This is a genomic window from Olleya sp. YS (genome assembly GCF_029760915.1).
Taxonomy (GTDB): domain Bacteria; phylum Bacteroidota; class Bacteroidia; order Flavobacteriales; family Flavobacteriaceae; genus Olleya.
Map to the genome: position 1 here is coordinate 714,518 of NZ_CP121685.1, position 12,571 is coordinate 727,088.

At 34.4% G+C, this 12,571-nt stretch carries 9 protein-coding genes; 1 reads left to right on the plus strand and 8 read right to left on the minus strand.

All coding sequences use genetic code 11. From position 1 onward, the window contains the following. Nucleotides 1-161: 161 nt before the first annotated feature. The 8 genes from Ollyesu_RS03360 to Ollyesu_RS03395 form a co-directional block, all read right to left on the minus strand. The gene (locus Ollyesu_RS03360; RefSeq protein WP_111658833.1) at nt 162-1,952 is read right to left on the minus strand and encodes a cbb3-type cytochrome c oxidase subunit I; all 1,791 of its coding nucleotides are present in this window, start codon (nt 1,950-1,952) and stop codon (nt 162-164) included. A 34-nt stretch (nt 1,953-1,986) separates the two neighbouring features. Further along, nucleotides 1,987-3,063 (minus strand): cytochrome c oxidase subunit II, encoded by a 1,077-nt coding sequence (locus tag Ollyesu_RS03365; RefSeq protein WP_279302386.1) that lies wholly within the window; start codon nt 3,061-3,063, stop codon nt 1,987-1,989. Between the two features lie 29 nt (nt 3,064-3,092). Next, the gene (locus Ollyesu_RS03370) at nt 3,093-4,490 is read right to left on the minus strand and encodes a quinol:cytochrome C oxidoreductase (protein WP_279302387.1); all 1,398 of its coding nucleotides are present in this window, start codon (nt 4,488-4,490) and stop codon (nt 3,093-3,095) included. Between the two features lie 26 nt (nt 4,491-4,516). Beyond that, nucleotides 4,517-5,095: a cytochrome c gene (locus tag Ollyesu_RS03375; protein WP_279302388.1), complete on the minus strand. Its 579-nt coding sequence runs from the start codon at nt 5,093-5,095 to the stop codon at nt 4,517-4,519. 9 nt (nt 5,096-5,104) lie between these two features. Next, entirely contained in the window at nt 5,105-5,635 is a 531-nt protein-coding gene (locus Ollyesu_RS03380; RefSeq protein ID WP_279302389.1) for a DUF3341 domain-containing protein, read from the minus strand. 9 nt (nt 5,636-5,644) lie between these two features. Next, nucleotides 5,645-7,375 (minus strand): NrfD/PsrC family molybdoenzyme membrane anchor subunit, encoded by a 1,731-nt coding sequence (gene nrfD / locus Ollyesu_RS03385; protein WP_279302390.1) that lies wholly within the window; start codon nt 7,373-7,375, stop codon nt 5,645-5,647. Between the two features lie 32 nt (nt 7,376-7,407). Further along, nucleotides 7,408-10,518, minus strand: a complete 3,111-nt coding sequence (locus tag Ollyesu_RS03390; protein WP_279302391.1) for a TAT-variant-translocated molybdopterin oxidoreductase — start codon at nt 10,516-10,518, stop codon at nt 7,408-7,410. Nucleotides 10,519-10,589: 71 nt separating this feature from the next. Then, nucleotides 10,590-11,888 (minus strand): c-type cytochrome, encoded by a 1,299-nt coding sequence (locus Ollyesu_RS03395; protein ID WP_279303059.1) that lies wholly within the window; start codon nt 11,886-11,888, stop codon nt 10,590-10,592. A 214-nt stretch (nt 11,889-12,102) separates the two neighbouring features. On the opposite strand from Ollyesu_RS03395, the gene Ollyesu_RS03400 reads away from it, so the two are divergent. Then, nucleotides 12,103-12,495 (plus strand): SPOR domain-containing protein, encoded by a 393-nt coding sequence (locus tag Ollyesu_RS03400; protein WP_279302392.1) that lies wholly within the window; start codon nt 12,103-12,105, stop codon nt 12,493-12,495. Nucleotides 12,496-12,571: the final 76 nt, after the last annotated feature.

Below are 12,571 nucleotides of genomic sequence, written 5' to 3' on the forward strand. Positions count from 1 at the left end.
AATTACACTTTAAAGTATTCGTTGACTAAATTATTTTAACAGCGCAATTTAACTGATTTTTTTGTATTTCATCGATTTATTTTAAATTATTTTAACATTTGGCTAAAAAAAAGCGCATTTAAATATTAAATGCGCTCTTCTAAATTGATAAATATTATCTATTAATGTTGTAGTTCTTCTTCGCCTTCTTTTAAAGGTACTATCTGAGAGACCCAATCCTCATCATGTCCTGGCTTACTGTAGTCATAAGCCCATCTGTGTACATGTGGAATAGCACCTGGCCAGTTTCCGTGCATATGCTCTACTGGAGTGGTCCACTCTAAAGTATTAGATTTCCAAGGGTTTTGCTCTGCTTTCTTTCCGTAGAAAATACTAGAAAAGAAATTATAGATAAATACAATCTGGAAAATACTACCTACAATTGCAAATACTGTGATAACTACATTTACGCTTGCTAGGTCATCAAATAATGGGAAGTTTGTATTAGTATAATAACGTCTTGGTAAACCTGCCATACCTATAAAGTGCATTGGAAAGAAAACTCCGTATGCACAGACTGCTGTCACCCAAAAATGAACATATCCTAAGTTTTTGTTTAGCATGCGTCCAAACATTTTAGGGAACCAGTGGTATACACCAGCAAAGAACCCATAAAGTGCCGAAATACCCATCACCAAGTGGAAGTGAGCTACTACAAAATACGTATCATGCACGTTAATATCTAATGCACTGTCTCCAAGAATAATTCCTGTTAAACCTCCAGTGATAAATGTTGACACTAATCCGATTGAGAATAGCATAGCTGGGTTCATCTGAAGATTACCCTTCCAGAGTGTGGTTATATAATTAAATGCTTTTACTGCTGAAGGAATTGCAATTAATAGGGTTGTAAATGTAAATACTGATCCTAAAAATGGATTCATTCCAGAAATAAACATGTGGTGACCCCAAACAATGGTTGATAAAAATGCAATTGCTAAAATGGATGCAACCATAGCGCGATATCCAAAAATAGGTTTACGTGAATTTGTTGCAATAATTTCTGAGGTTATACCTAATGCTGGTAATAATACAATATAAACTTCAGGGTGACCTAAAAACCAAAATAAGTGCTCAAATAATACTGGAGAACCACCTTGATAATGTAACACTTCACCTTGAATAAATATATCTGATAAGAAGAATGATGTGCCAAAACTTCTATCCATTATTAATAATAATGCAGCTGATAATAATACAGGGAAAGATATGATACCAATAATAGCTGTTACAAAAAATGCCCAAATTGTTAAAGGTAGCCTAGTCATAGACATTCCTTTTGTACGTAAGTTAATTACCGTTACAACATAATTTAATGATCCTAATAATGAAGAGGCAATAAAGATAGCCATAGAGACTAACCATAAAGTCATACCTAAACCAGATCCACCTTGCGCCATAGGTAAAGCACTTAAAGGAGGATATATTGTCCAACCTGCTGCTGCAGGTCCAGCTTCAACAAAGAAAGAGCAAACCATTATAACACTTGATGTAAAAAATAACCAATATGAAACCATGTTTAAGAAACCTGATGCCATATCTCGTGCTCCAATTTGTAATGGAATTAATAAATTACTAAATGTACCACTTAAACCTGCTGTTAATACAAAAAACACCATGATAGTACCATGAATAGTAACTAATGCTAAATATATATCTGCACTCATTACTCCATCTGGTGCCCATTTACCTAACAATGCTTTAAATAATGGATTTGATTCTTCAGGCCAAGCAATTTGCATACGCATCATGATTGACATTACTACAGCTATGATTCCCATGATAAGTCCAGTAATTAAATACTGCTTGGCAATCATTTTATGATCTTGACTAAATATATATTTAGTTATAAACGTTTCTTTATGATGATGACCATGATCGTCATGTCCATGTTCTTCTACGTGTGCTGACATAATCTAAAATCTTTTAATTTGTTTTCTTTTTCTTTTATTTTTTTATTAGTGAGTCAACAAATAGCTTTTGTTCACTCATCCATGCATCAAAATCTTCTTGAGTATCTACTACAATTTTCATTTGCATGTTGTAGTGAGATGTTCCACAAATTTTGTTACATAATAGTAAATAATCAAATTCGTAAGGTTCTAAACCTTCTTTACCATCTGCAATTAATGCTTGACTCTTTTCTTTTCTAATATTGTTAATATTAGCAACTTTTTCTTGTATTTCCTGTGTTTCACGCATTTGATCTGTGGTTACTGTAGGCGTAAATCCAAATTGAGTAATCATACCAGGAACACAGTTCATTTGAGCTCTAAAATGAGGCATATAAGCTGAGTGTAATACATCTTGCGAACGCATTTTAAATACTATAGGTCTTCCCACAGGTAGGTGTAATTCTGTTACAATAACGTCGTCTTTAGCGTTAGGATCATTAACATCAACTCCTAACTCGTTAGCACTACCAATATCAATTAGTCTAACATTAGCTTTACCTAAAGTATTGTCTGGTCCAGAATATCTAGCTTTCCAATTAAATTGCTGAGCATACAATTCAATAACCATAGGATCTGCTTCTTCATCAATATTCATAATACTAGTCCAAGTAAATAATCCTTGAATGATTAAACCTGCAAGAACAATTACTGGTATGATGGTCCAAATGGCTTCTAACTTATTGTTATCTGCGTAGAATAAGGCTTTTTTTCCTTTCTCTCCTTTATATTTATATGCAAAATAGTGTAATAAAAATTGTGTGACTGTCTGCACAAAGAATATTACAATCATAGAAATTACCATTAAATTATCTACTCCTGGTCCATGTTCTGAAGCAGAATTTGACATTAGAGGTAAATCTCCATATTTAACAAAACAAACGATTGTGATTACATAAATGAAGATTAAAAAACCTATCATTAAATATCCATTTATTCTGTTGTCGTTATCGTTAGCAACTTGATTATTGTCGGTTGTTTTTCCAACTTGAGTTAAATCAAAGATTTTAACCATTTGCCAGATAGCAACGAAAATAAATACTAAAACTAAAATTGATAATAAAGTCGTCATTGTTATCGTTCTTCTTTATTTATTTTTTATTAATAATGGAAATGTTCACTTTCTTTTACAAAAGGATTTCCTTTTGCAGTCAACGATTCTTTGGATAATGCATAGAATACTAATAATAAGAATAGTCCTGCAAATAATAATATTGCACCTATTTCTGGCATACCAATAAACCATCTATCTCCTACTGTTGCTGGCATTATCATATTAAATACGTCTAAATAGTGACCTGCTAAAATAACTATCCCAGCCATAACTACAAACCAAGGTATACGCTTGTAATCACTATTCATTAATAGTAATAATGGGAATATAAAGTTCATGGCTACCATACCAAAAAATGGCAACTTGTAATCTTCAATTCTAGTCACAAAATAAGTTACCTCTTCTGGTATATTAGAATACCATATTAACATAAATTGAGAAAACCATAAGTAGGTCCAAAAGATACTAATACCAAACATAAATTTTGCTAAATCATGAATGTGACTATCGTTAACTGATGGTAACAACCCTTTTGATTTAAGATATATAGTTATTAATGCAATAACTGTTATACCGCTTACAAACATACTTGCAAAAACGTACCAGCCAAATAATGTTGAAAACCAGTGTGGGTCAACACTCATTATCCAATCCCAAGACATCATTGATTCTGTATAAATATAAAACACTAAGAATGCTGCTGCAATACGAAATGATTTTTTGAAATTTCTTATATCTCCTTCTGGTGCTTCATCTTGAGCTAAAGAAAATTTACGTGCAAAGAAACGATATAGACTCCATCCACCAATAAATATTAAAGCTCTAATGATAAATCCTGTTTTATTTAACCAACCAGATTTTCCTGCAACTAGCTTGTCATAATCTGCACTTTCTGGATTTACCATATCTGGATTCATCCATACAAAAATATGATCTCCTGCTAATACTGCAATTGCTAAAACAATTAATGCTCCTGGTAGTAAGTAATAGGTAATGGCTTCCATCACTCTAAATAATAATGGTGACCATCCTGCTTGAGATGCAAATTGAATAGCATAAAATGCTAAAACGCCTAATGAAATCATCATAAAGAAAAAAGCTGCAACATACAATGCAGACCATGGTCTGTTATGTATTTGGTGCATGACATGTTCTGCATGGTCATCTCCATGATGTTCTCCTGCATCAGCATGTGCCACATCACCATGAGAAGTATCAGCATGACTATTTTCATGATGAGCATCTTCTGTAGCATGCGTGTCACGTGAATCTTTTGTTGCGTGACTATCACCATGACCACCATGACTTGCTTCATTAGCTAGCATCGTTTTTACATCTTCTTTGGATACATGATGTGACGTATAATAACTTGTTCCCCACATAACTGCTCCTAAGATGATTAGGATAAGAGAAACTATTTTTAGTCTATTTGAAAGTGTGTACATATCTATATATAAACTTTATCTAAATCTTATTTTTCTAGGTCTGCTTTTAATTTCATAACATATGAAACTACTTGCCAACGTTCTTCTTCACTTAAAAAGTTAGCGTAAGAACCCATTGAGTTTTTACCGTAATACATTACGTGGTAAATACTTCCTTCAGTAATTGCTCGTCCAGCATCGTCATAACTAGGTACTCCAAGAATTTTCTCTCGTTTTACTAGCTTACCTTGACCAGCTCCTTTGTTACCATGACAAATTCCACAATAAATAGTGTATAATTCTTTGGCTCTTGGCTCGTCAAATTGAGTAGAGTCTAAAGGTGACTTTAATTCAGCTTTAGCTAAATCGTAACCTGCTATATCGTTAGCGTAATCAAACGGTGTGTAACCTCTAGAAATTGTCCCTTCTACTGGTAGACGAGCTTCCATGTCATTTTTGAATATCTCAGTTTGACCGATTGTTACATCTGCTTCCTGATAGGCTTCATAACCAACAGACTCATACATATTAGGCATGTATTGGTAATTAGGTCGTGACTTTTTATTACAAGACGTAAACGACACTGCAAGTAAGGCTATTATTGTTATTTTAATTAAATGTTTCATTATATCTAATTAATGTGCTTTATCTACTACGTTAATTTCTACTGCACCAGTTTGGGTTAACAAGTCGTGTAATTCTTGTTGATCACCATGAACAGGAATTTCCATTAGAAAATGATCATCTGTTGTTCTTGGGTCTGGATTTTCTGCTTTCTTAAAAGGCCACATTTTACTTCTTAAATAAAATGTAATTACCATTAAGTGTGCTGCAAAAAACACAGTTAATTCAAACATAATTGGTACAAATGCTGGCATGTTTTCTAGATAACTAAAGCTTGGTTTTCCACCAATATCTTGTGGCCAATCTTCAATCATTATAAAATTCATCATTAAAATAGCAACTGTTAAACCAACACAACCATACATAAATGCACAAATTGCTAATCTTGTAGGCGCTAATCCCATTGCCTTGTCTAGTCCGTGAACTGGAAAAGGCGTATATACTTCTTCGATATGATGTTTTGCAGCTTTCACTTTTTTAACTGCATGAATTAACACATCGTCATCGTTATAAATAGCGTGAATTACTTTTGAAGCTTCCATATGCTACCTTTAGTTTATTAATTTTTTAGCTTGTCCAGACCAATCGTCACGTTCTGCTCTTCCTGGGAAAGAACCAGTAATTTCGTCTAACAAGGTATATTCTCTTTTTGTCATTTTACTTACTTGAGCATAAGTATAAATACCAATACTATTAAGTGATTCCTCCATTTTTGGACCAATACCATTGATCTTTTTAAGATCGTCTGCTGTTTGAACGTTTGGATCAAAAGTACCTACACCTTTTAAGATGCTATCAACTTTATCCGAGTCTTTTGCAAACGTAGGTGTAAGAGTTGTTTCCTCTTTTAGTTTTGGTACAGATGTTCTAGCATCAGACCCTGTTCCTACTAGATTGTCTCCTCGTTCTCTAATATTTTTATAACGCTGTCCAGAGGATTTCAAGATGGTTTTAACCTCTGCTTGTGCTATTACTGGGAATGTACGAGAGTATAATAAGAATAATACAAAGAAGAATCCTATAGTACCTATAAATATTCCAATATCTACAAATGTAGGTGAGAACATTGTCCAAGATGATGGTAAGTAATCACGGTGTAACGATGTTACAATAATTACAAAACGCTCAAACCACATTCCGATATTTACTACAATTGAAATAGCAAACGAGAACATAATACTTGTACGTAATTTTTTAAACCACATAAATTGAGGTGAAAATACGTTACAAGACATCATTGCCCAATACGCCCACCAGTAAGGTCCTGTTGCTCTGTTTAAGAAAGCATATTGCTCAAATTCTACTCCAGAATACCAAGCTACAAACAACTCTGTGATGTAAGCTACACCAACTATAGAACCTGTAATCATGATGACTATGTTCATTAACTCGATGTGCTGTACTGTAATATAATCTTCTAAACTACATACTTTTCTCATGATGATAAGTAGTGTGTTTACCATCGCGAAACCAGAGAAAATCGCTCCTGCAACAAAGTAAGGAGGGAAAATAGTAGTATGCCATCCAGGTATTACAGACGTTGCGAAGTCAAAAGATACAATAGTGTGTACAGAAAGTACAAGTGGTGTTGCTAAACCTGCAAGTACTAAAGATACCTCTTCAAAACGTTGCCAGTCTTTTGCACGACCTGTCCAACCAAAACTTAATAAGCTATATATTTTCTTTTGAAAAGGCTTCACTGCTCTATCACGTAGCATTGCAAAATCAGGTAATAATCCTGTCCACCAGAATACTAATGATACTGATAAATACGTAGAAATTGCAAATACATCCCAAAGTAATGGTGAGTTAAAGTTTACCCATAACGAACCAAATTGGTTAGGGATCGGTAATACCCAATAGGCTAACCATGGACGACCCATGTGAATAATTGGGAATAAACCTGCTTGAACAACTGAGAAGATGGTCATTGCTTCGGCAGAACGGTTAATTGCCATTCTCCATTTTTGACGGAATAATAAAAGTACTGCAGAAATTAATGTTCCTGCGTGACCAATACCAACCCACCAAACGAAGTTAGTAATATCCCAAGCCCAGTTTACTGTTCTGTTTAGACCCCAAGTTCCAATTCCTGTTGAAATGGTGTAAATAATACAACCTATTCCCCAAAGAAAAGCTACAAGAGCGATAGAAAATACAATCCACCACTGTTTATTTGCCTTACCTTCTACAGGAGCTGCGATATCTACAGTTACATCGTGATACGATTTCTCGCCAGTAACTAAAGGTCTTCTAATAGGTGCTTCGTAATGAGACGCCATAATCCTTTTATAATTGTTTATTAATTAATTTTTTATGCTTTTGTCGTGTTTCTCACTTTAGTATGATACTGAACATTAGGTTTAGTACCTACACTTTCTAATAAGTGATACATACGATCGTCTTTTAAAAGTTTTGCAACTTTACTGTCTTTATCATTAATGTCTCCAAATACCATTGCACCATTGCTACAAGCAGCAGAACAAGCAGTTTGGAATTCGCCATCCTTAATTTGACGTCCATCACGTTTTGCATCCAGAATAGTTTTTTGTGTTTTTTGAATACACATAGAACATTTTTCCATCACACCACGTGAACGAACAGTCACGTCTGGGTTAATTACCATACGACCTAAATCGTTATTCATGTGGTAATCAAACTCGTCATTTCCGTTATATAAGAACCAGTTAAAACGTCTTACTTTATAAGGACAGTTGTTTGCACAATATCTTGTACCAACACATCTGTTATATGCCATATGGTTTTGACCTTGTCTACCGTGTGCTGTTGCAGCAACTGGACAAACGGTCTCACAAGGTGCATGGTTACAATGCTGACACATTACTGGTTGGAATGCTACTTGCGGGTTATCTGCAGGATCTTCTAATTCTCCAAATCCTCCTAAAGAACCATTATCTCCGAATAATCCAGAGAAACCTTCTTTTTTAGCATCATCTTGTTCAAATGTATCTTCAGATGAATAATATCTATCAATACGTAACCAGTGCATATCACGACTACGTCTTATTTCTTCTTTACCTACAACAGGTACATTGTTTTCTGCATGACAAGCAATAACACAAGCACCACATCCAGTACACGCATTTAAATCTATTGATAAGTTAAAGTGATGTCCAATAGAACGATCAAACTCATCCCATAAATCTACCTCTGGTGAAGTAACTGGTGTTTCTTCGTGGTTTAATGATACTACAGGAATTTTATTCCATCCATGCTTATGATCTTCTTTGTCATAAGTATTAAAGATTTCTAAAGTTGTTTCCTTTATAATGTCACCACGTCCCATTAAGGTATTTTGTAACTGTACACATGCAAATTCATGCATTCCAGCAACTGGCTCGATTGACACGTTTTGTATGGTATCAAAATCGTTGTAAAGTGCAAAAGCATTTACACCAGTTTTCATGTCATCTTTAAGACCAGCGTTTCTACCATATCCAAATGCTAAACCTACAGATCCTTTGGCTTGTCCTGGTTGAATAATTACTGGTACGTTTTTCAACTCAGCTTTTCCAACTTTAAGGTTTACATAGCTACCGTTTAATGCGCCTGTAGCATCATTAGTGTTAACTAAATTCCAAGCTTCTGCATCAGACTTTGAAACGGTTAAATAATTATCCCAAGACGTTCTCGTGATAGGATCTGGAAACTCTTGTAACCATGGGTTATTGGCTTGTTGTCCATCTCCCATTCCTATTTTAGAATATAATGTTAACTCTACTCCTTTTCCAGTTGCAGACGCTGCTAAAGCTCTAGCTGCATTTCCTGCAGGAGTTTCATCTTGTTCTACTTCTTCAGATGCAGTTTCTACAGTTGTTGTACTGCTAAATACACCGTCATGTAAAGCTTGGTTGTAAGAACTTCCGTTAAGGATTGTGTCTTTCCAAGTGGATTTAATATAATCGTTTAATGCAACATCATTCCCGTTCCACTTTAATAAAGCGTCTTGAAATTGTCTAGTATCAAACAAAGGACGAATAGTTGGTTGCATTAATGCAAAATGCCCTTTCTTTAATTCAACATCTCCCCAAGATTCTAAATAATGAGGTGCTGCTGCTATGTATTGAACTGCTGCTGCAGTTTCATCTTCTTTAGATGAGAATGCAATAGATAATGTTGTATTCTTTAATCCTTCAGCAAAGTCGTTTGCATTAGGTAGTGTATATAATGGATTAACACCACTCATGATAATTGCACCCACTTTTCCTGATTTCATATCAGAAATTAAAGTTTGTACCGCTTTGTTATTACCTTGACGTGTTTTTATTGGTGTTTTTGGATCAAAAGCTTTGCTTCCTAATGCCTTATTAATTTCTAAAGCTACCGTTTGGGCATTAACATCTTGAATTCCTGTTACTAAAACACCATTACTTCCTGCTTTAACTAATTCTGAAGCTGCTTGTTGTACTGCATCTTTTACCTTTGCAGGTAAATCGTTGGCATTTACAGAACCACCTACAATCAAACTGTGCAATTGTGCTAAAGCTAATTTTTGTTGAGTTGGTGTTAATGGTACACGTTTGTCTGCGTTTGCACCAGATAATGACATGTTAGATTCAAACTGAATATGACGCGACATTTTACCATTGGTAGGAATACGCATTTTTGAATATCCAGAATCAAATCCTCCGCCTTGCCAATCTCCTAAAAAGTCTGCTCCAACAGACACTATGGTCATAGCTTTAGAAAAATCATAATTAGCTAAACCACGCTCACCATACATAGCTTGATAAGCATCTAATGCTGCAGATTCTGAAATAGCATCATAAACCACGTGGATTACATTACCATATTTTTCTGTAAATTCAGCAACTAATTTAGATGTTGATGGGCTAGCATATGTTTGTGTTAATAATACAATTTGCTTTCCTGAGTCTTTTAAGCTATTTAAAGCTTGAATCGTTTCAGTATCAAAATCTGACCAAGAAATGGTTTTTCCACCTTTCTTAGGACCTTGTACTCTTAAACTATCATATAAATCTAAAACTGAAGCATTAACTCTTGCATTAGCGTGACCGTTAGTTTTAGCTAGTGTATTGTTTTCAATTTTAATTGGACGACCTTCACGAGTCTTAACTAAAACACTTGCAAAATCAAATCCGTTAGCAATAGTGGTTGCATAATAATTTGCAACACCAGGAATAATTCTATCAGGTTGTACTACGTACGGAATAGATTTTACCACTGGTCCTTCACAAGCTGCCAAAGATGCTGCAGCTGTACTAAAACCAACATACTTTAAGAAATCACGACGTGTTGTTGAAGAAGCCTCTAATGTATCCTTATCACCTAAGAACTCATCAGTTGGAATTTCTTGAACAAATTCGTTTTGTTTTAGCGTCTCAACAATAGAGCTATCTTTTAGCTCCTCAACACTTTTCCAGTATTTCTTGTTTGATGACATATTATATAATTGAATTTATTTCTTTATTAATTTAAACTACACTTCGACTACGCTCCGTGTGATACTTTTTATTAGTAATGACATTTACCACATTCTAAACCTCCCATTTGAGCTGCTGTAAAGTCTTCTTTCCCGTACTTTTTAGATAGCTGTTCATGTATTTTAGTGTAGTATGCGTTATCTTTAACTTTAACGTTTGTTTCTCTGTGACAATTAATACACCAACCCATAGTTAATGGTGAATGTTGGTACATAATTTCCATCTCTTCTACAGGTCCATGACACGTTTGACACTCTATACCTCCTACAACAACGTGCTGCGAGTGGTTAAAGTAAGCAAAGTCTGGTAGATTGTGAATTCTTATCCATTTTACTGGAGAGGTTTCACCTGTGTATTTTTGTTCTGCATCATCCCAACCTACAGCTTTGTATAGTTTTTTGATTTCAGCATTATAATCTACTCCGTATTCTGCCAATCCTTCTTGTTGAGTTTCTGCTGCTACTTCGTATATAGATTTGTGACAGTTCATACATACATTTAATGAAGGAATTCCTGAATGTTTACTTACTCTAGCAGAAGAGTGACAGTATTTACAGTCTATTCCGTTTTCACCTGCATGAATTCTGTGTGAGTAATGTATTGGCTGAACTGGTTCGTATCCTTGATTTACACCTACTTGCATAAAGTAACCATACACAAAATATGCGCTTGCTAACATCAAAGCAATAACAGTAACAAATACTAAAAATTGATTTTGTATGAACGCTTTCCAGATAGGTGTGCGCTTTGGCGCTTCTGTTAAAGCAACGCCTTTTGCATCTGCAAAACGACGCAACGTTTGATTAACTAAGAATAATGCTCCTGCTAATAAAGCAAATAAGACACCTAAAGCACCTAATATTAATTTGTTTGAGATTCCGCCCTCTGATGAAGTTGTTCCACCTTCTGGTCCTGGAGGAGGAGGTGGAGTAACAGTTGGTTCAGTAGCAGTATAAGCTAATATATTATCAATATCTGCATTAGTCAACGTTGGAAACGCATTCATCGCTGAAGGCTTATACTCATTCCAAATTTTGTTGGCATAAGCATCTCCTGACTTGATTAAGCCTTGACTGTTTCTAATCCATTCATACAACCATTCTCTATCTAAACCTTCTTCTTCTGCCAAACGTGCCTCTACATTACGCAATGCAGGACCTGTCATTTTCTTGTCTAATTTATGACAAGCAATACAGTTAGCATTAAATAAAGATTTTCCAACAACTGGGTCGCCTTCTTGAGCGAAAAGTGAGATTGAGAATGTTAGTAAAAAAATTAAGCTTAAACTAAGATTGTTACTGCTTAACTTACGGTGAATCACCTGTTTCATATTATATATTGAATTTACTTCTAAACTTTGGTATGATTTTTTCATCAGCATTACTAAAACATAGCTTAAAAAAACCTTATGCAAAAGTAATACTTAAAAGTCGATTTTAGAAATCTTAAGGAAGTCTTAATTGCTAATTTAGAGGAATTCTAAATAATAAAATTAGTCACTTTTAAGTTTAATACTTTTACATTTGCACTAAATACATCTTAAAATGAAAAAAACACCATTAAAAGCTCTTTACCTAACTGCCTTATTAACACTATGTTTTGGTGTTTTTAGCCATGCGCAGCAAGGTACTGTTGTTATAAACGAAGATCCTACTATTGATGAATTATTAGAAATTAAAAAAGACATTAATAGTGATGAAAAAAATAGTGACCGTTATAAAATACAAGTGTATTCTGGTAATTTAGCAACAGCTGAAAGGACTAAATCTAAGTTTGACAGTTCCGTTGGACAATGGCGATCTCAGTTAGTATTTGAAGCACCAAATTATAAAATTTGGGTAGGCAGTTTTAGAACTCGATTAGAAGCAGATCGTGCATTAGTTGCAGTGCAACGAAAATTTGGAGATGCCTTTATCTTTAAGCCTAAAAAAGAATAAGATTATATAACAAGTAACTAGAAAATAAAAAAGCGATTCAAAAATTTTGAATCGCTTTTTTTATATGTTAAACTAA

What these genes read in the sequence shown, in the direction of transcription:
- Ollyesu_RS03360 (WP_111658833.1), bottom strand. Translation starts at nt 1,952, where the DNA reads ATGTCAGCACACGTAGAAGAACATGGACATGACGATCATGGTCATCAT.
- Ollyesu_RS03365 (WP_279302386.1), bottom strand. Translation starts at nt 3,063, where the DNA reads ATGACGACTTTATTATCAATTTTAGTTTTAGTATTTATTTTCGTTGCT.
- Ollyesu_RS03370 (WP_279302387.1), bottom strand. Translation starts at nt 4,490, where the DNA reads ATGTACACACTTTCAAATAGACTAAAAATAGTTTCTCTTATCCTAATC.
- Ollyesu_RS03375 (WP_279302388.1), bottom strand. Translation starts at nt 5,095, where the DNA reads ATGAAACATTTAATTAAAATAACAATAATAGCCTTACTTGCAGTGTCG.
- Ollyesu_RS03380 (WP_279302389.1), bottom strand. Translation starts at nt 5,635, where the DNA reads ATGGAAGCTTCAAAAGTAATTCACGCTATTTATAACGATGACGATGTG.
- nrfD (WP_279302390.1), bottom strand. Translation starts at nt 7,375, where the DNA reads ATGGCGTCTCATTACGAAGCACCTATTAGAAGACCTTTAGTTACTGGC.
- Ollyesu_RS03390 (WP_279302391.1), bottom strand. Translation starts at nt 10,518, where the DNA reads ATGTCATCAAACAAGAAATACTGGAAAAGTGTTGAGGAGCTAAAAGAT.
- Ollyesu_RS03395 (WP_279303059.1), bottom strand. Translation starts at nt 11,888, where the DNA reads ATGAAACAGGTGATTCACCGTAAGTTAAGCAGTAACAATCTTAGTTTA.
- Ollyesu_RS03400 (WP_279302392.1), top strand. Translation starts at nt 12,103, where the DNA reads ATGAAAAAAACACCATTAAAAGCTCTTTACCTAACTGCCTTATTAACA.